This is a genomic window from Sphingomonas sanxanigenens DSM 19645 = NX02, from assembly GCF_000512205.2.
Taxonomy (GTDB): Bacteria; Pseudomonadota; Alphaproteobacteria; order Sphingomonadales; family Sphingomonadaceae; genus Sphingomonas_D; species Sphingomonas_D sanxanigenens.
The window spans coordinates 5,106,491-5,126,608 of the sequence record NZ_CP006644.1; the positions used below are offsets into that span (position 1 = coordinate 5,106,491).

Consider the following 20,118-nt stretch of genomic DNA (forward strand, 5'->3'; position numbering starts at 1 on the left):
CTGCCGCTAGAATCGGTTGCGCCGCCGCACGCCGGCGATCTTGTTTATGGCATCGATCAGCACCGTCGTCGGCGTCCGGCGATCATAGCCGCCCTTATAGTTGTTCTCGATGAAATTGGCGGGGCCGGCGCCGCCCTGCGCGACGAGATCGACGAAGGTGTCGAACGATTCCGCGACGATCTCCCCGGCATCGCGCTCCTTCATGCCATCCCGTTCGAGGCGATCGAGGCGGGCGAGCACCGCCATCGCGAGCCGATCGTCATGGCGGTGGCGCTGGATGATCTCGTCGCCGCGGCGGATCGTCTCGACGCTGCCATAGACCGCGCGGCGATAGACATCGTCGGCAAGCCGGTTGCGCGCGCAGCGGCACGCCACGCCCCAGGCGAAGCGGAAGGCCCGCCCGCGTTCGCTGTTGCGCAGCCGATAGGCGCTCTGGCGGCTGATCCCGGCCGCGGCGGCGGCATCCTCGACCACGCCGGTTTCGGCCAAGGTGTGGAGGAAGATGCGGATCTTCTCGGGCGTCCAGCCATCCTCGCGGCCTTCATGGTGAAAACGGGCCCGCACCTCTGCCGCCTCGACCGCGGCGGCAGCGGCGGTTTCGAACTGGGTGATGGCGGCGGCCGGGGGCTCGGCAACGGGGTCGGTGGCGAAGGGCTTGGTTGCGGTCGCGTCATCCATGGGTCGCGTTCTCCTTGGCGACATGCCCGGGGGCGCATGTCGCATGGAGTTGGCCCATATCGCCGTACGGCTCGGGCTGAATCGCGGCGGCCGCATCAGATCGACCGCTTTCAGGCGGGGCTGGAACGGCAATGGTTGATGGAATCTGGCGCGTTGCGGTCATCATCGGCATCATCGAGCGGCAGATTAATTTAGCCGCAAGGCGCGGTCGTAATCCTGTCCTGGCCCAAGGAAGCGATAGATGATGATCCGGTCGTCCCGCACTGCGTAGAGGATGCCATAGCCATGATAGGAGCGTCGCCGGATGCCGTGATGTTCGTAGCGTGGGACCAACGGGAAGGCGCGGGGCATTTCGCCAAGGCGCATAGCGGCACCTTCCAGCTCTGCGGCAAAGGTTATTGCACGCGCCGGATTGTCTTTCGCGATGTATCTGGCGATGGCACGAAGGTCAGTGCGTGAATCGGAAGTCAGGAAGACTTTCATCGAAGCGGCTGCGTACCTGCCATGTCCTCGATTTCAGCACGGATTTCAGCGCACACTTCGCCCAGTTCATGAAGGCGGCCTTCCTTCTCATCTTCAAGGCCGCGCTCGATCGAGGCGTCCAGTTCTTGAAGCCACCGTTCTTCATTTTCCGTTTCGGACTGATCGCGGCGGATCAGGTCACGCACATAATCGCTGACGCTGGCATATTGGCCGCTGTCGATGCGATTCTGCACGTAATTGCGCATGGGGTCGGGCAGCGAAACATTCATGGTCGCCATCGGCTTCTACCTCCGGTGAGCATGTTGGCAAAAATTGCCATGGCGTTCAAGAGTCGTGTCCGGGGACGAATCGGTCCGGCGGCTCTCGGAGCAGCGTTGGGAGAAGTGGACGCTGCTGGTGGCCGTTCGGCACAGTCCGGTTTCAGGCAACGCCCCGGGCGGCCGGTAAGACGAGGCTTGGGGGGCTGGGACGGCAATGGTTAATGGATGCTGGCGCCAAGCGGATGTCCGGCCGCTTGCGGAGAGACCTCCATGCGCATATGTTGGACAAAATCTAATTTTGTTGGACGAATTCGGATGGCCAAGCAAGGCAGCAGCATCAAGGACGCGGCGAAGAGCCACGGCACAGGTGCGAGTGGCGTCAGCCGGAAGGGCCGAGTCCCGCGCGATGCGGGCACCGGCCAGTTTCCCGGCGTGAACGGGACGCGGGTCGAGGCGGTCATGGCCGCTGCCGAGCGCTCCGGCCTGCTCCATGAGAAGGTAGGGCGGATCGGGGGGCGCGTCAGTCCAGCGCTTGTCCGCCAGGCGAAGGCGCAAACCGGCATCAAGACCGATACCGATCTCATCGCGTTCGCGCTCGCCAGCGTCGCGCTGGAGGACAGATTCGCCGAGAGCTTCAAAGCCGTGCGCGGCACCATCGATCCGGACCTGAAGCTCGGCTTCTGACGTGCCGGGATTCGACATCGACGGAGCGCGCCGCTGGGCCCGCTTCGATCCCGGTCACACGCTCGCTCGCCGCAACGATTCCGCGCTTCCATTTGCCAGCGCGGAAGACGTGGCGGGCCAGGCGCTCCTGCTCGACACGTGCGTCTATATCGACCAGATGCAGGGACGTGCGCCCGATCTCGTCGAACAGCTCGTCGATACGCGGCACGTCAATCACTCGATCATCGCGGTTCAGGAGCTCGTGCATACGCTTGGCGTGGCGCGCCCCGAAGATGGCCGGACGACCAGCGTGATCGGCGCGGTGCGGGCGCAGATATTGGCGATGCCAGATCACCGGGTGTTCACGCCCGACGCCGACGTGCTCGGAAGGGCCGCGCTGCTCGCCGGCATGCTCTGCCGGCTGCAGGGCTATGCGCAGGACGCGAAGTTCAAGGCGCTGCAAGACTGCACGCTCTTCCTGCAAGCGCAGAAGCTGGGCTTCACGGTGTTGACGCGCAACATCGTCGAGTTCGATTTCCTGCTGCAGTTCGTTCCGACCGGACGCGCGCTGTTCTACCGCACGGCGTCGCTGAGAGCGAAATGAGACCCTAAGCGGGAAGCGAGACCGAATGGCGGTGAATCGCGTATGGCCGCTTCCGGAGTGCGGCCTCATCATGCCGGATCGTCGGCATCTGGCGCGAAGCGGACGTGACGCATGGAAATTTCACCATGGCTGCTCGCGCCCAGTTGCGGCCATTCACGGATCAAGCGATTGGTTGCAAATGCGCTGCTTTTACGTTTTTGTTCACGGCGAGTTGAGCTGGAAAGTCCCACCGCCAAGTGAAAACGTTTCACAACCCCGTGGCTTCTATTGCCACCGTTATGTTCTAGCCACGGACGAGAGAAGGGCGACCGATCACGCCTTTGCGCGCGTCCGCTCAAATCTAGATAGGTACGGCAGATGGCTGTCCAACGGCAACGCGATCCTGACGCTCGAGGCAGAAGAAGTCCACGAAGCCCCGTTCTACAAGCTGCTCAAACCTGACAACCGAGGTCATACATTTTATGAGGAAGACGACGGCGGCTAACCACCACTTTGCGACGCTTCGTGACCACCATCCGGGTGCCGACCTACGTCCCAAGGGAGGGGCACCGGCCCGACCGCTTTCGGGCTGGGCTGGGGCAGCGATGGTTGACGGATGCTGGCGCGAAGCGGACGTAGCCGCCAGGCTGTTTGGGCACCTATCTAAGCGCGGGAGATAGCTCGATGACGAGCGTGGTGATTCTGTGCTGCAAGGCCCATTTGGTTCCCGCGGCAATAGCATCCTCAATCGATTGAAATGCTCCCAACGAAACAACGCCATCGTCAAGCGCCAGTCCACCCATCAAGGCAACGGCGCCGCTCGGAAGCTGGTCTACACGGATAAAGTCTGATTTAACGGGGGCCATATCGCCTGGCACCAGTGACACGATTTTCATGGGATCGCCCTACCTCGCACCATTTTTTCTAGAGATCTTGTTGATCGGCTGACTCGGAAGACGAAACGGTTAGGCTAGTTTCGTTGCCACGGAGAGAAGCTGCCATTGACGGGTTCGTCAACCGAGCGTCAGCCTCCAAGCTCGGCCCGAGCAGCAGCGATCGACCCGTTGCGGCAGGTTCAATAGGCGGCCGCAGCCGCTTCGAGCGATCCGGTGCGGAGAGCCATGGACCATGTACCGGAGGATCCGATCACGGCCGCTTTCAAGCATGCCGACAGGCGGGCTGCTCGACGGGAAATGGCGCAAAGCCGCCTTATGGCTGCTTCGTTTGGCCAACGTTGTATTTGACTATGACCGGTTTCACGCAGCCGCCTTCGACTTTCAGGACCGTGAGATAGTGGTTGGCGGGTGGAAGCTGGTCCAGCCGTTGCACGCCCTTCTGAGCGGGCGTTGTTTCGACTTCGTGCAGGCCATCTCCAATTCGCGGACACTCCTCGACCGCTCCTCTTTGATCTTTAGCGGGAGCAGCGGCGATTAAGAGCGGGGCTGCTAACAGGGCAAAACGAAGCATGGCGATCTCCGTGTCAATCCAGGCGTTGATGCAGCATAGCCCGGAAAACCGCGCTCTGGAACATGCTCGACGCCGTTCGTCAGCGATCAGTCGGCCGGCGATTGTAGGTCGACGTATATGCCATCTGGGGTCGGTTCGACTGGGGGCGAAATGACACCCCTAGTGGATTGATTCCAACGTTTGGTGCCCGCGCCTGACGGCAGCGATAATGTGATCGGGATCAGCCTTCCATACAAACGGCCTGGGTTCCTGATTATGCTCTTTGATGAAGCGGTTGATGGCGGCCTGGAGATCGACGACGGAGCAGAAGACGCCGTTCTTCAGGCGCCGGCGGGTCAGCTTGGCGAAGAAGCCCTCGACGGCGTTCAACCAGGAACACGACGTAGGCACAAAGTGGAAAGTCCAGCGCGGATGCCGGGCGAGCCAGGCGCGAACCTTCGGCTGTTTGTGGGTGGCGTAGTTGTCAAGGATGACGTGGACGGCCTTGTCTGACGGCAGTTCGGCCTCGACCGCGTTCAGGAAGCGGATGAACTCCTGGTGCCGATGCCGCTGCATGTTGCGCCCGATCACCGAGCCGTCGAGGACGTTCAGCGCCGCGAACAACGTGGTCGTCCCGTTGCGCTTATAATCATGCGTCATGGTCGCCCCCCGGCCGCGCTTGAGTGGCAACCCCGGCTGTGTGCGGTCGAGCGCCTGGATCTGGCTCTTCTCGTCCACCGACAGCACGATCGCGTGCGCCGGCGGCGAGACGTAGAGGCCGACCACGTCGTGCAGCTTCTCGGCAAACGCCTTGTCGTTGGACAGCTTGAAGCTGCGCCAGCGATGCGGCGCGAGGCCGTGGTCGTGCCAGATCTTCACGACCGAGGACGCTGCGATGCCCGCCGCCTTGGCCATCGCGCGCACCGTCCAGTGCGTCGCCTCCTGAGCCGGCGCCTCGAGCGTCAACGCCACAACCTTGTCGACGAGCGTCGTCTCGAGCGGCGCGATGCCAGGGGGGCGGGTTTTGTCGCGGAGCAGGCCATCGACACCTTCGGCCATGTACCGCTCCTGCCAGCGCCACACGCACGTTTTCGACTTGCCCGTCTGCGCCATGATCGCAACGGTGCCCAGCCCATCATCCGTCAAAAGGACGATCCGCGCGCGCCATACATGCTTCTGGGGCGACCCACGGGCCGAAACGAGAGCTTCAAGCCGCGCCCGATCCGGTGCCGTGACGACGAAGGTGATACCACTACGCATACCGACTCGTCGCACAATGTCGCGCTCAGCGGAATCCACAAAACGGACTCTTCCGTTCCGATCAATCCACTAGGTGGGCAGGGAGACCGAGGGTGGGAGGTAATTGCCATCTGAGCCGCATATGGCCGCTTTCGGGGCGCGGTCCGATCATTCAGGATCGACGGCCTTTGGCGCTAAGCAGACGTCATGCGTAAAAATGACGGGACGGCAGCTGGCGCCCAATTGCGGACGTTCCCGTGTAATGTCAGTATGTCACGATGGCTGGCGCAACCAAGATAATTGGAACGGTTGCTGGTGGGGCGTGGACCCTGCTCTTCGCGCAGATGGTGCTTATAAGTTTGCGACCCATTGGGTATGCGGAAATTGGCTCCATCGCCGCCTCCATTATCGTGCCAGCGCTTGTGGCGGTTACAGCGTTTTGGATCGCGTTCCGCAGCGATTTCAGGGCCAAAAAGCGCGCACTAGTTGTCCAAATTCTGTTCCTTACGGTAGCAGCATTCTGCTGGCTTGTCGTAGCGGCTGCGAGCGGCGGTTGACGTGTTCCGCGAACGACCGCTTCTCACCATTTTGCGACGCTTTCTGGCCCCCATCCTCGTGCGGACCGGTTCGCAGGGGGCACCCGGGCTGACCGCTTTCGGGGACGCCTTGATCGGTAGTGGCCGACGGGTCCTGGCGCAAAGCGGACAAAGGGGCGCGGGAGCATGCGATGGCCACTGGCGCTCCCTCCCGGCCGTTCAGACGCTTCTTTCCAGTTGCGAAAAGCGGTCATAGCGTTGGGCAATGTTCATCCGTCCGTTTGAGCCCTCCGACGCCAGCACGCTTGCGGCGTTATTTCATGCATCTGTCCGTGAGGCCGGTATCCGTGACTATTCCGCTGAGCAGGTCGCGGCATGGAGTCCATCGATGCCTGATCCTGACAGGTACTTGTGGCAAGCTGTGGGCCGAACATTTCTGGTCGCGGTCGATGATGACAACCGACCTATCGGCTATGGCGACTTAGAGCCGGATGGCCACATCGACCATCTCTACTGCCGCCCCGATGTGGTCGGGACCGGCGTAGGATCGGCAATCTACGCCGCAATAGAGGCGGCGGCGAGACAAGCAGGCATGGCGCTTCTTTTTGTCGACGCAAGTGAGAGTGCCCGCCGCCTCTTTGAACGTCGCGGTTTCGGCGTTGATGCTCGAAATGACTACAATATCAATGGCGTAGCGATCCACAACTACCGGATGTCGAAGCCCATTACCTGACGGAAGCGGATAGACGAGTTTCCCATTGATGCCGCCCGAAAACGCCCAGACCATCCACCACCATTTCGGACACTTGCGGGCTGACATCCTGGTGCCGACCGGGCCGACCGCTTTTGGGCGGCTGGCACGACGATGGTTGACGGATCTTGGCGCGAAGCGGACATAGCTCATCGGGATCACTAAAGCCGAAACCGGCCCGCCATCGAAGGCATCTCGAATATGTTGATCAGCGTTCATCTGCCACAAAAACCATATTCTAACTGGTGGTGCACTGAGATGCTATATCCGCAAATAGATCATCACCAATCTGTATGATATACTTTAGATCTTCAATCGCCGTAGGTGGAAACGTCGAGCTTACCGCCAGTTCACCAGATCTAAGCGAGGCTTCTGCCATGCATGTGGGATTTACGGCATCTTCGTCTGCCGTGCAAAACATCGCAATGTTACGACCTTCGATGGCACCTTGAAAATGAACGCCTTCGGCCGAGGCGAAGCGAACCGTATCGCTGCGCCGCATAATCTCCGAAGCCCTTTTGAGTGGGTACACGTTACGAAATCTGCTCTGCCATTGCGTCATCCCAATTTCGCGATAACGGCTCGGGAAATGATATGTGATGCGGCCGGATGCGTTTACGCCGTCTTGCGCTACCTTGGCTGTGTCCCTATTATGGATATAATCTAAAGAAATTGCTACCGGGGCATCACCCCAATCGTCTTGAATTACTCGGAATGGTTTCTTCAGTACGATGCTGGTGCCGCATGCAAAATATGACTGGCGCGGAAATCCACCCGGAGTGTAATTTACATTATCTATCACAGATATGATTTCTCCGCTCTCACCTTGGGCTTTATCGGCATATTTGCAGCCGCTCATCAAGACTAAACCGAGGCAAGCTGCGGTTGAAGAGAGACGATTTAGATCAATCACTTTGCCGCCTGTCGAACCCGGGAAATTGAACCTAGTCTCGCGCAGAGCTATCTGCAACGTGTTGGCCTTGCAAAATTACTGGCCCGGTGAGTCGCTTTTTTGGGAGTGGTATAGCGGTAGATGCGCGAACCCACTGTGGTATCTTTCTGGGATGCAGAAGGAGGTCATAGATGGGGTGAATGGCAGTCATCACGTAGTCCGAACCTCAGCAAAGGACAATCGCTGCGTCTGCCCAATCCCCGGACGGCGATCAGTCCAGCTACGGCCACTTTGGGGACTTTCCAGCCCGTCCGGTTTCGGGGCCAGAACCCTGATAAGCGGACGTGGCAGGGCTTACCGGACTGACGGGAAAGACATATTTTCCGTTAAGTTCGCTCCAACCTTGCGGTGCGCTGACAACGGGATCGCAGAATGTAGGGCCAACCCTGTCGCTTTGATCGGCAGTACAGAAATCTGAACCCGGGGGGGTTGCCCACACCTGCCCGCGTCAGCGTATATCCGGGTCCGTTCCATGTATCGCCCCCGGGATGCACATGTCGTCAGGGGCGGCGGATGGGGCTCGAGTCGCGTTATGTCCGGGCGCCGCACTCGGCCAGCGCGTCTGGCCCGAGGACCGTGTTGCCCCGGACTCCCCCCGAAAACCCCCTTAAGTCCCTCTAACACCCCCTTACGGGGCCAAACCGCGGCGCAGGATGTCGTTCGCCGCGGCTGCCACCTCGGACGGGGCCAGATCTTCCTGCCAGACGCCGTAGCGCAGCCCGAGGAAGACGTTCATGCCCATGATCGCCCAGGCGTGGACCTCGCCGGCGTCGGCGCGGATTTCGCCGCGGGCGGCGCCGGCGGCGAGGCGGGTGCGGATGCGGTCGACCGCGCCGGCATAGTGATCGCGATAGCTGGCCTGGTCGACGAATTCTGCCTCGTCGATGATGCGGTAGATTTCCTTGTGCCGGCGGACGAACTCGAGGAAGGATTCGAGGCCGAGGCGCTCGGCATCGATGCCGTCCACCGCGTCGCGCACGCGCGGCGCAACATGGTCGCGCACCTGCCCGCTCATGTCGCGGACGAGCGCCCGGAACACCTCATCCTTGGAATCGAAATAGGTGTAGAAACTGCCCAGCGCGACGCCGGCGCGGGTGGTGATGCCGCTGATCGAGCCCTCGTGGAACCCCTTCTCGCCGAACTCCGCCGCTGCCGCATCGAGGATCGTGCGCAAGGTCCGCCGGCCGCGCTCGGTGCGGGGCGTCTTCGCCTCGCTGGTCGGCGAGGGCGGCCCTTCCGCCGTGGCATCCGCGCCACTGTCCTTCGCCATCATCCTCCCTTTCGTTTCTGCCGTCCCGCCCGGTCTGCGACCGATCGGGAGAGGGTTCGCTCAAGCGCCGCGCGGGCTGCATCGGGTTGCGATGCGCGAGACCCATCGCAACCCGATGCAACACCGAAGTTGAAACCCGGTTCAGGTTTCAGTATAGCGTCTCTCGAACCGGCGCAACCCGACGCAATACGGGCGCCACCATGGGAGGATCCTGATGACGCGTTTCACCGTCTCGACACGTGCGCTCTGCTTTGCCGGGGCCGCGCTTGCCGCCTTCGCCCAGCCCGCGCTGGCGCAGGACGCCGGCGCGCCCGAGGCCGCCAACGCCTATGACGATGGCGAGATCGTCGTGACCGCGCGGCGCCGCGAGGAAAGCCTGATCGACGTGCCGGTGGCGATCTCCGCCTTTTCCGGCGCGCAGCTGGAGGCCAAGGGCGCGATCGACATCACCGATCTTTCCAACTTCACCCCCAACACCACGCTGGAAAATTCGCGCGGCACCAATTCGACGCTAACCGCCTTCATCCGCGGCGTCGGCCAGCAGGATCCGGTGCCCGGGTTCGAGGCGGGCGTGGGCATCTATCTCGACGATGTCTATCTCAACCGCCCGCAGGCGGCGGTGCTCGACATCTACGACGTGGAGCGGATCGAGGTGCTGCGCGGGCCGCAGGGCACGCTCTATGGCCGCAACACGATCGGCGGCGCGGTGAAATATGTCACCAAGCGGCTGCCCGACCAGTTCGAGCTCAAGCTGCGCGGCACCTATGGCAGCTATGACCAGGCGGACGGCGTCGTCACGGTTTCCGTGCCGGTCACCGACATGCTGCGCATCGGCGGTTCGGTGGCGCGGCTGTCGCGCGGCGGCTTCGGCGACAACCTCACCATCGACGGCGTCGAGAATTACAACAAGGATGTGTGGGCGGGGCGCGGCACGGTGGAGCTGGGATCGCCCGACGACCGCTTCCTGATCCGCATCTCCGGCGACTATACCCGCGACAAATCCGACCCGCGCAACGGCCACCGGCTCATCACCGGGCTGCATTCGGGCGCGCCGGTGCTGGACGACGTCTATGACACCCGCGCGGGCCTCAACAATCCGAAGCAGGATGTGAAGGCCTATGGGCTGGCGATGAACATCAGCGCCGGGCTGACCGAGACGCTGACCTTCCGTTCGATCAGCGCTTGGCGCAAGGACACCAGCTATACGCCGATCGACTTCGACGCGCTGCCCGCGGTGGATGTGGACGTGCCCGCGGTCTATCGCAACGAGCAGCTCAGCCAGGAATTCCAGCTGCTCTACGAGGGCAGCAAGCTGAAGGGGCTGCTGGGCTTCTATTATCTCGACGCGCAGGCCTCGACCGCGTTCGACGTGCTGCTTTCGACCACCGCGCCCGGCTTCAACGCCTTCACCGCGGGCGACGTGAAGACCGACACATGGTCCGTCTTCGGCGACTTCACCTATGACCTGACCGACCGGATCGCGATTTCGGTGGGCGGGCGCTTCACCAACGACAAGCGCGACTCGACGATCCTGCGCCAGAACAAGCTGGGCACCTCCGCCGAGTTCGGCGGCACCCCGATCATCCTTGCCACCACCTCCAACTTCCGCGGCAAGGCGACGTTCGAGGAATTCACCCCGCGCGCCTCGGTGAGCTTCAAGCCGACGCCGGACCACACGCTCTACGCTTCCTATTCGAAGGGCTTCAAGGGCGGCGGCTTCGACCCGCGCGGGCTTTCCACCGCGGCGCCGGACACCAACCGCGACGGCGTGCGCAGCTATGACGAAATCTACGACTTCCTCTCCTTCGACCCCGAGACGGTCGACAGCTACGAGGTCGGCTGGAAGGCTTCGATGTTCGACCGGCGCGTGCGGGTGGCGCTGACCGGCTTCTATGCCGATTACAAGGATGTGCAGATCCCCGGTTCGGCGGGCTTCGATTCGAACGGCGACGGCACCTTCGACAGCTTCATCGGCGTTACCACCAACGCCGGCAAGGCGCGGATGAAGGGCGTGGAGTTCGAGCTCTATGCCGGCCTCGCGCGCGACTGGGCGGGTGCCGGATCCTCGCTGAACTTCAACGGCACGCTCGGCTATCTGGACGGCGAGTATCGCCAGTTCATCAACAATCTGGGCGTGGACGTCGCCGATTATCGCGAGATCCAGAACACGCCGAAATGGACGCTGTCGGGCTCGATCGACGCGGGGGTGCCCGCCGCATCGGGGCTGGTCAACGCCTCGGTCGGCCTTTCCTATCGCAGCCGCACCAGCCAGTTCGAAACGCCCAGCCCCTTCCTCGACCAGCCGGGCTATGCGCTGCTCGACGCCAGCATCGTCTGGACATCGGACAATGGCCGCTATTCGTTCGGCGTCCACGGCAAGAACCTGGCGGACAAGCAATATATCACCTCGGGCTACCAGTTCGCGCTGACCGATCCGACGACCGGGCTGCCGATCCTCAACGCGGCGGGGAACATCACCCCGACCTTGGGCCGCGAGGGCGTGGTGACAGCGTTCTACGGCAATCCGCGGCAGGTGTTCGCGACGTTCGGGCTGAAGTTCTGAGGGGGGCGGGCTCTTATTTCCTTGGCCCCCTCGCCCCCCACCCCGTTCGCCCCGAGCGAAGTCGAGGGGGCCGTCGCGCGCAGCCGAGACGGCGGGTCGGGCTACGCTCCGAGCGGGTCCCGGTTCTCGGCTTCGCTCGAACCACCCCTCGACTTCGCTCGGGGCGAACGGGGAGAGATAGGCTTCGCTTGAAAAGAACCGACGCGGGGATGCGCCACGCAGGGCGACTGACGCGGCCGCATTGCCCGAACACGCATTTTCGAGGATGAGCGCGACCATGGCACTTCCCCCGATCGCCGCGGACAGCGCCCCGGCCGCCTCGCGCACCTATCGCGCGGTCGTGCTGGCGATGCTGCTGCTGGTCTATACCTTCAACTTCATCGACCGGCAGATCCTCGGCATCCTCGCGGGGCCGATCAAGGCGGAGCTCGGGCTCAGCGACACGCAGCTGGGGCTGCTCGGCGGGCTGGCGTTCGCGATCCTCTATTCGACGATGGCGATCCCGCTGGCGATGCTGGCGGACAAGACCAGCCGGACCTGGGTGATCACCGGATCGCTCGCGGTATGGAGCGGCTTCACCGCGCTGTGCGGCGCCGCCACCGGCTTCGGCACGATGTTCCTCGCCCGGCTGGGGGTGGGCGTGGGCGAGGCGGGCGGCGTCGCCCCTTCCTATGCGCTGATCGCCGATTATTTCCCGCCGGCCGAACGATCGCGCGCGCTGGCGGTCTATTCGCTGGGCATTCCGCTGGGGGCGGCGCTGGGCGTGCTGTTCGGCGCGCAGATCGCGGCCCGGATCGACTGGCGCACCGCCTTCGTCGTCATCGGCCTTGCCGGGGTGGTGATCGCGCCGCTGTTCCGGCTGGTCGTGCGGGAGCCGAAGCGGGTCGCGACGGGCGCGCAGGCGCCGCTTTCCTCCGCCTTCGCGCTGCTCGCGGGCAAGCGCAGCTTCTGGCTGATGGCGTTCGGCGCGGCATCCTGCTCGACATTGGGCTATGGCTTCGCCTTCTGGTTCCCGCAGCTGCTCCAGCGCAGCTTCGGGCTCGACCTGGTCGGCACATCCTATTTCTATGGCGGGGTGCTGCTGCTGGGCGGCATCGCCGGGGTGCTGGGCGGCGGCGTGCTGGGGGACCGGCTGGGCAAGGGCGACCGCGGCAGATATGCGCTGATCCCGGCGGTGGCGTTCGTGATCGCGGTGCCGCTGTTCGCGGCCGGCATCCTTTCCGGCTCGGTCGGCCTCGCCTTCCTGCTGTTCCTGCTGCCGCAGGCGCTGGCCTATATGTGGCTGGCGCCGATCATCACCGCCGTGCAGCATCTGGTGCCGGCACCGATGCGCGCGACCGCCTCGGCGAGCTTCCTGCTGATCAACAATCTGGTCGGGCTGGGCGCCGGCACCTATGCGCTGGGGGCGCTGTCGGACGCGCTGACCGGGCGGTTCGGAAACCAGGCGCTGGCGATGTCGATGCTGGCGGGGCTGGTCTTCTATCTGCTGGCGGCGGTGCTGCTGGCGTTCGCCGCGAAGCCGCTGCGGCGGGAATGGGTGGATTAACTCTCACCCGTCGGATTTCCACGTCCGGAAAAGCGCGTCCCGTCGACGTCGATAAATCCCCCGTTCGTCCCGAGCGCAGTCGAGGGATGGTTCGAGCGAAGCCGAGAACCTGGCCCCGCTCGGAGCGGGGCCCCAAGCCGTCTCGGCTTCGCTCGACGGCCCCCTCGACTTCGCTCGGGGCGAACGGAGTGGGGGGAGAGTTCGTACGCGATTCTGCGAACGGACCGGGGGACGGTCCGCAGTCGTGCTGCGGACGAGGGCCGCCGGGCATCCGCCCGGCAGCCCATGACCCTCAGCGCGCGAGGATCGCGGCGTTGATCTCCGCGCCGCGCGCGGCCTTGAGCTGACCGCAGGCGCGCACCCGCTCGACCGCGCGGTCGAGGGTAAGCTGGCCGCGGCCGACGGCCTTCACCTTGGGCTGCAGCAGGGTGCGCACCGTGTCCGCATCCTCGACCGAGCAGAGCCGGCCGGGGATCGACATGACCTGGCCGATCGTCGTCAGGTTGCTGTCCTTCACAAGCCGGTCGAGGTTGGTCTTGAGCCAGTCGAGCGCGAGCGGCTGGGTGGTTGCCGGACCGGCCATGGCGCCGACGATGGCGACGCGCTCGGTGGAGCGCAGTGCCGCGTCATCGACCTTGCCGAGCAGCCAGCGCGCCGTATCGACATTGCCCGAGGCCGCGACCGCGCCCAGCGCGGCGCTGCGGAACACCGCGTCCTGCGACGCGGTGGCCCTGGCATAGAGCGCCTGCGCGGCGGCGAGGCCGCCCTCCTCGACATGGACGCGCAGCGCGGTGCGCAGGAAGCTCGCGTCGAGCGCCGCATCGTCGCCCGCCATGAACGCCTTCGCCGCCTTCTCCAGCGCCGCGCGCGTCGCCGGATCGCGGGCATCGTCGGCCGCCAGCGCGACCAGCGCGTTGCGATAGGCCTGGCGATCGGGATCGTCACCGGACTGGGAACCGCGGCGCGGATCGAAGCCGATCTCCTTGAGGCGCGGCACGTAGATCGACGCCATCAGCGCCGGATAGGCCTTCAGCGCATCGCCGCTGATCAGGCCGCGTGCGCGCAGGTCCGACAGGCGCTCACCGCCGTCGATCGCGACGTTGGAGTCGCTGTGCGCCGCCAGCGTCTTCGCCGCCTGCACGAGCTGCGCGGGGCTGGCGCCGCCGGCGCGGAAGCTCGCCCACAGGCTGTCGGTCGCCGCCAGCGCCTCACCGGCGGGGAGGTGCGGGCCGCGCGCGATCAGTGCGGTCCACTCCGCCTCCGGCAGGTCGAAGCGGTAGTAACCGCGGCCGCCGGCGTTGGGCATCACCGGGCCGCTGCCCCTGGCCGCCGCCGTCATCGCCGGCTTGTCGACGAGCGTGCAGCTCTTGGTGTCGCCGCGGGTCGCGCAGAACGGGATCGTCCACTGCGTCGCCGGCACGCCCTCGGCGCCGAGCGCCGCATAGCGCTTCTGCGAGACCGAAGCGCTCTCACCCGACGGCCTGACCGCGACCACCGGCACGCCCTGCTGCTCGACGAAGCCGCGCATCGCCTGCACCAGCCGCGGATCGCCGGCGCCCTCGGAGAGCGACCGGAAGAAATCCTCGCCGGTGGCGTTGCCGCGCGCATAGCGCTTCATGTGGATGTGGACGCCCTTCCGGAACGCATCCTCGCCCATATAATTGGCGATCATGTCGACCACCTGGCCGCCCTTGCCATAGGTGATCGCGTCGAACGCCGAATCGATCTCCCCCGAATCGGTGATCGGCTGGCGGATCGGCCGGCCGACCGCGAGCGCATCGGTGTTCATCGCCGCCAGCGCTTCCTCGATCGCGCCGACCTGGATGTTGAGTTCGGGGCGCCATTTGTCGGCGATGAAATAGCCCATCCAGTTGGCGAAGCTCTCGTTCAGCCAGATATCGTCCCACCAGGCGGGGGTGACAAGATCGCCGAACCACTGGTGCGCGAGTTCGTGCGCGACGACCATGCCGAAGCCCTGCTTGCGGCGGACGGGCGCATCGCCCCCCAGCACGAGCAGCGAATCGTCGTAGATCACCGCCCCGGCATTCTCCATCGCGCCGCCCATCACCGGCGAGGCGATCTGGTCCAGCTTGGAGAAGGGAAAGGGCGAATCGAAATAGTGTTCGAGCAGTTCGACGATGCGCGGGGTTTCCTTCAGCGCATAGTCGAGCTTGGGGCCCTGCCCCTTGGTGGCGAGGATGCGCAGCGGCAGCGGCTTCGCGCGCTGCGGCGTCGGCGGCACCTGGCCCGAGACGACGTCGAACTGGCCGACCGCGAAGGCGACCAGATAGGTCGGCAGCTTCTCGGTGGTGGCGTAGCGGTGCCGGACCAGCCGGCCCTGGCGGGTGGTGCCCGTCTCCTCGCCATTGCTGACCGCGACGAGGTTCGCCGGGGTGGTCAGGCTGACGGTGAAGGGCGTCTTGAAGCCGGGTTCGTCAAAGCCGGGGAAGGCCGCACGCGCGTCGATCGACTGGAACTGCGTCCAGGCATAATGGATGTCGCCCACCTTGACGCGGTAGAGGCCGGCCGGACCCTCGCCGAACGGCGCGTCATAATCGAACAGCAGCACCGCCTTGCCGGCGGGCAGCGCGCTGGCGAAGTCCAGGCGGACGACGCCGAGCGTGGTGTTCACCTCCTTGTAGGTGGCAGCGACCGTGCGGTTGCCGACGCGCGCGAAGGCGCGGGTGACCTTGAGGCCGCGGCCGTGGAGGAACAGGCCGGGCGTGTCCTTGTCGAGCGTGACGTCGATCTCGGCATGGCCGGTGAAGCGTTCCTGCTCGGGATCGACCGTCAGGTCGAGGCGGTAGGCGGTGGGGGTGGTGCCCGACGGCAGTTTGCCGATCGGCACATCCTGCGCGACGGCTGGCACCGCGATCAGCAGGGACAGAAGGGCAGCGACGAAAACGCGCATGGACGACTCCGGAAACATTTTGTTGCCGCTGTAACCGCTGCGGCGGGGGCGGCAAGCCGCGCACCCCGGGTTTCGACGAACGACGTGAAGCCGCTCAGCGCCCGGACGGGGCCGGCTTTGCCGCCGCCGGCTGGACCGGCTTCGCCGCCACGGGCTGGGCGACGCCGCCGTCGAGCTGGGTCAGCGCCTGTTCCGACGCCTTGGCGGCGGGGCTGCCGGGCTGCGCGGCGATGGCGCCCTTCCAGGCGGCGCGGGCGGCATCCTCCGCACCCGACTTGAGCGCGATCACCCCCGCTTCATAGGCGACCGAGGCATCGTCGGGCGCGCGCTTGACCGCCTCGCCGATATCCTTCTGCGCGCGCGGCAGATCGTTCATCCGCCGTGCGAGCGTGGCGGAGAGCAGCCAGGCGAGCGGATCGGCAGGCGCGAATTCCAGCGCACGATCGATGTCGGTGCGCGCGCCGGCCGTGTTGCCGAGCGCCACCATCGCGCGGGCGCGATCGAGATGCGCCTCGCCGCGGCTCAGCCCCTGCAGCGCGCCGGTGCCGAGCGCGGCGCTGAACGCCGACTGCGCCTTTTCCGCATTGCCGGCGGCCAGCTGGGCATTGCCCGCCTGCAGCCAGAGGTTGGCGGCGGCACCGTCCCGCGCGACCTCCGCCTCATGCGCGGCCTGTTCGAACGCGGTCGCGGCGGGCACCCAGCGTTCGAGCTGCGCATAAGCGAGGCCCAGGCACTGGCGCGCGGCGAAGCTGCCGCCCGACATGCGCCACGCGCTGGCCTCGTCGATCGCGCGCTGGGGTTCGTCGATCGCGAGGTCGGCGCAGCGCTCGAAACGCTCGGCATTCTCGCGCGCCGACAGCGAGGGCAAGGGCGCGTCTTCGGCGGGCGCTGCGGCCTGCGCCAGCAGCAGGAGGGGAAAAAGGATCACGGATTCTCCGAAAGGCGGCAGACCTCGGCCACCGCCGCGATCAGCCGTTCGATATCGGCATCGCGCGACAGCCGGTGATCGCCGTCCTTGACCAGCAGAGTCTGGACATTGGCTGAACGAAGGCGCCGCGCGAGGTGGATCGCATATTCCCAGGGCACGTCCGGATCGCGCTGGCCGTGCAGCAGCCTGACCGGGCAGTCGATCGCGATCTCGGCATGGAGCACGCGATTCGCCTCCCCCGACTGCCAGAAGGCGCGGGTGGTGACGGTGGGCCTGTCCGAATATTTCGAGACTTCCTCGAGCCGCCCGCGCGAGAGCAGTTCGAGCTTCATCTCCTGCGTGAAGCCCCAATCGGTGAAGTCCGGCGCGGCGGCGATGCCGACCATGCCGGCGATCCGCTCCGCCCGCGCCAGCGCGACCAGCAGCATCAGCCAGCCGCCCATCGACGAGCCGACCAGCACCACCGGGCCGGTGACGATCCGGTCGAGCAGCAGCAGCACATCGTCGCGCCAGCCGGCCAGCGTCGCGGTCTCGAAATCGCCGTCGCTCGCGCCGCAGCCCGAATAGTCGAAGCGCAGCACCGCGCGGCCCTCGGCCGCCGCCCACGCATCGAGCGCGACCGCCTTCGATCCTTCCATGTCGGACATGTAGCCCGGCAGGAACAGGATCACCGGTCCGCGGCCGGCACGGAAACGATAGGCGAGGCGGACGCCGTCGGCGCGGTCGAGATAGGCCGGATCGCTCATGCGCTGTCCCCTAGAACATCGCGTGGGAGGGAGGGAATGCAAATCGCCCGCAGCCGGGTGCGATCGGCGTGAATGGCGGTTCGGATCGGATCAGATCACATGGCCGACGCTGCGCACGACCGCGGCAGCGCCGCGAGATAGGCGAGGAACAGCGTGCCGAACATGACCCCTCCGCAACGATGGCGCTTTCCATAGGCTATTCTGCCACGATTCGCGGCATGAATCACGCCGCGCGGCGGCCCAGCGCATCGACGATGCCCGCCGCGAACGCCGGCAGGCTGTCATCGCGCGCGCCCATCACGACGATGCGGTCGCCCGGCCGCGCCATCTCGACCAACGTCGCGGCGCAGGCATCGCGGTCGGCGACGTGGCGCGCGTCGCGGCCCGCCGAGACGATGCCGTCGACGATGTCCGCGCTGCCGACCGCGCGGTCGACGGTGCCGCCCCGGTAGACCGGATCGGGCATCAGCAGCAGGTCGTCCGCCGCCATGTTGGTGGCGAAACAGTCGATCAGCGCCTCGCGCATCACCTTGAGCGGGCCATAGCCGTGCGGCTGGAACAGCAGCAGCAGCCGGCCGGGAAAGGCATGGAGGGTGGCGAGGGTCGCCGCGATCTTGTCCGGGTTGTGGCCGAAATCGTCGATCACCGCGACGCCCGCCGCCTCGCCGACCAGATCGAAGCGGCGGCGCAGCCCGACGAAGCCGCCCAGCGCCGCCGCCGCCTGCTCCGCCGTCAGCCCGAGCGCGGTCGCCGCGCCGATCGCCGCGAGCGCATTGGCGACATTGTGGCGGCCGGGCACCTGGAGGGCGACCGGGATCGCCCGGCCGTTCGCATTCAGCGTGAAATCGATGCTGAACGGATGCTCGACGATCGCCGAGGCGGACAGCGCCGCCGTCGGCTGGTCGATGCCATAGGTGATCACCGAGGCGTGACCGTCCGCCAGGCCGGCGCTGTCGGCATTGTCGAGATTGACCACCGCGGTCTTGGCATGGTGCAGGAAGTCGCCGAACAGCTGGCGCAATTCCTCCAGCGGCTTGTGATCGAGCGAGACATTGCCGACCACCGCGACGTCCGGGCGGTAGAGCGCGATCGACCCGTCGCTCTCGTCCACCTCGCTGACGAACACGTCGCCGTCGCCCACCAGCGCGCTGGCGAAGGGCGCATCGCCGGTGACGAAATTCTTCATCACCGCGCCGTTCATCACCGTCGGCGCGTGGCCGGTGGCGTGGAGGATCCAGGCGATCATGCCGGTGACGGTCGATTTGCCGCTGGTGCCGGCGACGCCGACGCCGTTGGGCGAATCGTTGAACAGGCTGGCGAGCAGTTCGGCGCGGCTGAGGCGCAGCGCGCCCACCTCGCGCGCGGCGACCATGTCGGGCACGCCATGTTCGATCGCGGCGGACGCGACGACGATCTGGTCGGCGGAGACCACGCCGCTGCCGTCCTGCGGAAACAGCGCGATGCCCTGCGCGCGCAGATAATCGAACTTGGCCCCTGCCCCCTCCTGGTCGAGGCTGCGGTCCGACCCCGCGACGGTGTTTCCGCGCGCGCGGAGGATGGAGGCGAGGGGCAGCATGCCGCTGCCGCCGATGCCGATAAAGAAGAAGGATTTGCCGCCGATCATCGCCCGCGGCTATCAACGCTTTTCGAGGCGCCGACAAGCGGGGGATGGAGCATGCGGATCGGAGTGGTCGCGCCCGCGCGGCGGCTCGCCCCTGAAACGGCGGCGCGGGTGACCGCTTTGGCCGAGGCGTATCCGGGCGAGGGCGCGCCCGAACTGCTGTTCCACCCGCAATGTTTCCTGGCATGCGGCCATTTCGCGGGGACCGACGACGAACGCGCCGACGCGATCGTCGAGATGGCGAACGACCCCGCGATCGACGCGATCTGGTTCGCGCGCGGCGGCTATGGCTCGGCGCGGATCGTCGGCCGGGTGATGCCGCGGCTGGGCGCGGCGGCGCGCGGCAAGAGCTGGCTGGGCTATAGCGACGCCGGCACCTTGCTCGGCGCGCTCTATGGCGCGGGGATCGGCGCGGTGGCGCATGGCCCGATGCCCAACGACATCCTTCTGGACGGCGGCGAGGCGGCGGTGGTGCGCGCGCTCGACTGGCTGGTGGCGCGCGATCCCGCCACGCTCGAAGCCTCGATCGCGCCGGGCACGCTTGCCGCGGCGTTCAACCTCACCATCCTGTCCCACCTGGTCGGCACGCCCTGGCTGCCCGACCTCGACGGCCATGTGCTGATGGTGGAGGAGGTGAGCGAGCTGCTCTACGCGATCGACCGGGCGATGGCGCACATCGCCGCCAGCCCGGAGGTGCGCCGCGCCGCGGGGCTGCGGCTCGGCCGCTGCAGCCGGATCGAGGACAACGACATCCCCTTCGGCGAGACCGAACTGGAGATCGCCGAGCGCTGGTGCGCGGAGGCGGGCATCCCCTTCCTCGGCCGCGCCGATATCGGCCATGACGCCGGCAACACGGTGGTGCCGTTCGGGGACCCCTTGATTTCGTCCCGGTAAAACGCCCCGGAAACGGTGGTTGCGCCGCAACCCAAGCCGCGGGCATAA

The 20,118-nt window shown here is 65.8% G+C and carries 19 protein-coding genes; 7 read left to right on the forward strand and 12 right to left on the reverse strand.

Annotated features, from left to right (window positions below; all coding sequences use genetic code 11):
- Positions 1 to 6 precede the first annotated feature (6 nt).
- From NX02_RS30975 to NX02_RS23365, 3 genes are all read right to left on the reverse strand, one after another.
- A complete protein-coding gene (locus tag NX02_RS30975) occupies positions 7 to 678 on the reverse strand; it encodes a hypothetical protein (protein ID WP_025294580.1) in 672 nt (223 codons plus the stop codon).
- A 186-nt stretch (positions 679 to 864) separates the two neighbouring features.
- Positions 865 to 1,161, reverse strand: coding sequence for a type II toxin-antitoxin system RelE/ParE family toxin (locus tag NX02_RS23360; RefSeq protein ID WP_025294581.1), 297 nt, complete (start codon positions 1,159 to 1,161; stop codon positions 865 to 867).
- Positions 1,158 to 1,439, reverse strand: a complete 282-nt coding sequence (locus NX02_RS23365) for a type II toxin-antitoxin system ParD family antitoxin (RefSeq protein WP_025294582.1) — start codon at positions 1,437 to 1,439, stop codon at positions 1,158 to 1,160. The genes NX02_RS23360 and NX02_RS23365 overlap by 4 nt, the downstream gene beginning before the upstream one ends.
- A gap of 297 nt (positions 1,440 to 1,736) precedes the next feature.
- Between NX02_RS23365 and NX02_RS33365 the strand changes: the two genes are divergently transcribed.
- The 3 genes from NX02_RS33365 to NX02_RS32795 are packed head-to-tail and all read left to right on the forward strand — an operon-like array spanning position 1,737 to position 3,172.
- A complete protein-coding gene (locus NX02_RS33365) occupies positions 1,737 to 2,105 on the forward strand; it encodes a hypothetical protein (RefSeq protein ID WP_211258248.1) in 369 nt (122 codons plus the stop codon).
- A gap of 1 nt (position 2,106) precedes the next feature.
- A complete protein-coding gene (locus tag NX02_RS23375) occupies positions 2,107 to 2,688 on the forward strand; it encodes a type II toxin-antitoxin system VapC family toxin (protein WP_025294584.1) in 582 nt (193 codons plus the stop codon).
- Between the two features lie 25 nt (positions 2,689 to 2,713).
- Positions 2,714 to 3,172 carry a hypothetical protein gene (locus tag NX02_RS32795; protein WP_158014164.1) on the forward strand — a complete coding sequence of 153 codons (459 nt, stop codon included), beginning with the start codon at positions 2,714 to 2,716 and terminating at the stop codon, positions 3,170 to 3,172.
- A 154-nt stretch (positions 3,173 to 3,326) separates the two neighbouring features.
- Here NX02_RS32795 and NX02_RS23380 read toward each other — a convergent pair whose 3' ends face one another.
- From NX02_RS23380 to NX02_RS23390, 3 genes are all read right to left on the reverse strand, one after another.
- The gene (locus NX02_RS23380) at positions 3,327 to 3,563 is read right to left on the reverse strand and encodes a hypothetical protein (protein WP_025294585.1); all 237 of its coding nucleotides are present in this window, start codon (positions 3,561 to 3,563) and stop codon (positions 3,327 to 3,329) included.
- A 313-nt stretch (positions 3,564 to 3,876) separates the two neighbouring features.
- Positions 3,877 to 4,134, reverse strand: coding sequence for a hypothetical protein (locus NX02_RS32800; RefSeq protein ID WP_158014165.1), 258 nt, complete (start codon positions 4,132 to 4,134; stop codon positions 3,877 to 3,879).
- Between the two features lie 159 nt (positions 4,135 to 4,293).
- Positions 4,294 to 5,373: an IS630 family transposase gene (locus tag NX02_RS23390; RefSeq protein WP_025290714.1), complete on the reverse strand. Its 1,080-nt coding sequence runs from the start codon at positions 5,371 to 5,373 to the stop codon at positions 4,294 to 4,296.
- A 903-nt stretch (positions 5,374 to 6,276) separates the two neighbouring features.
- On the opposite strand from NX02_RS23390, the gene NX02_RS34120 reads away from it, so the two are divergent.
- Entirely contained in the window at positions 6,277 to 6,621 is a 345-nt protein-coding gene (locus NX02_RS34120) for a GNAT family N-acetyltransferase (protein ID WP_425424049.1), read from the forward strand.
- Between the two features lie 256 nt (positions 6,622 to 6,877).
- Here NX02_RS34120 and NX02_RS32805 read toward each other — a convergent pair whose 3' ends face one another.
- Positions 6,878 to 7,609: a hypothetical protein gene (locus NX02_RS32805; protein WP_158014166.1), complete on the reverse strand. Its 732-nt coding sequence runs from the start codon at positions 7,607 to 7,609 to the stop codon at positions 6,878 to 6,880.
- A gap of 610 nt (positions 7,610 to 8,219) precedes the next feature.
- Positions 8,220 to 8,861 (reverse strand): TetR/AcrR family transcriptional regulator, encoded by a 642-nt coding sequence (locus NX02_RS23405; RefSeq protein WP_025294589.1) that lies wholly within the window; start codon positions 8,859 to 8,861, stop codon positions 8,220 to 8,222.
- Positions 8,862 to 9,075: 214 nt separating this feature from the next.
- Here NX02_RS23405 and NX02_RS23410 point away from each other — a divergent pair, with 214 nt between their 5' ends.
- Entirely contained in the window at positions 9,076 to 11,424 is a 2,349-nt protein-coding gene (locus NX02_RS23410) for a TonB-dependent receptor (protein ID WP_025294590.1), read from the forward strand.
- Positions 11,425 to 11,701: 277 nt separating this feature from the next.
- Complete coding sequence (locus NX02_RS23415) at positions 11,702 to 12,970, forward strand: spinster family MFS transporter (RefSeq protein ID WP_047100178.1); 1,269 nt, start codon at positions 11,702 to 11,704, stop codon at positions 12,968 to 12,970.
- Between the two features lie 292 nt (positions 12,971 to 13,262).
- Here the strand turns inward: NX02_RS23415 and NX02_RS23420 are convergent, their stop codons facing one another.
- The 4 genes from NX02_RS23420 to NX02_RS23435 form a co-directional block, all read right to left on the reverse strand.
- Positions 13,263 to 15,881, reverse strand: coding sequence for a M1 family metallopeptidase (locus NX02_RS23420; protein ID WP_025294592.1), 2,619 nt, complete (start codon positions 15,879 to 15,881; stop codon positions 13,263 to 13,265).
- A gap of 94 nt (positions 15,882 to 15,975) precedes the next feature.
- Positions 15,976 to 16,809 (reverse strand): tetratricopeptide repeat protein, encoded by an 834-nt coding sequence (locus NX02_RS23425; RefSeq protein ID WP_025294593.1) that lies wholly within the window; start codon positions 16,807 to 16,809, stop codon positions 15,976 to 15,978.
- Positions 16,806 to 17,555, reverse strand: a complete 750-nt coding sequence (locus NX02_RS23430) for an alpha/beta fold hydrolase (RefSeq protein WP_025294594.1) — start codon at positions 17,553 to 17,555, stop codon at positions 16,806 to 16,808. The genes NX02_RS23425 and NX02_RS23430 overlap by 4 nt, the downstream gene beginning before the upstream one ends.
- A gap of 223 nt (positions 17,556 to 17,778) precedes the next feature.
- Complete coding sequence (locus NX02_RS23435) at positions 17,779 to 19,179, reverse strand: Mur ligase family protein (protein ID WP_025294595.1); 1,401 nt, start codon at positions 19,177 to 19,179, stop codon at positions 17,779 to 17,781.
- 51 nt (positions 19,180 to 19,230) lie between these two features.
- On the opposite strand from NX02_RS23435, the gene NX02_RS23440 reads away from it, so the two are divergent.
- Positions 19,231 to 20,070: an LD-carboxypeptidase gene (locus NX02_RS23440; protein WP_025294596.1), complete on the forward strand. Its 840-nt coding sequence runs from the start codon at positions 19,231 to 19,233 to the stop codon at positions 20,068 to 20,070.
- The last annotated feature ends 48 nt before the right edge of the window (positions 20,071 to 20,118 follow it).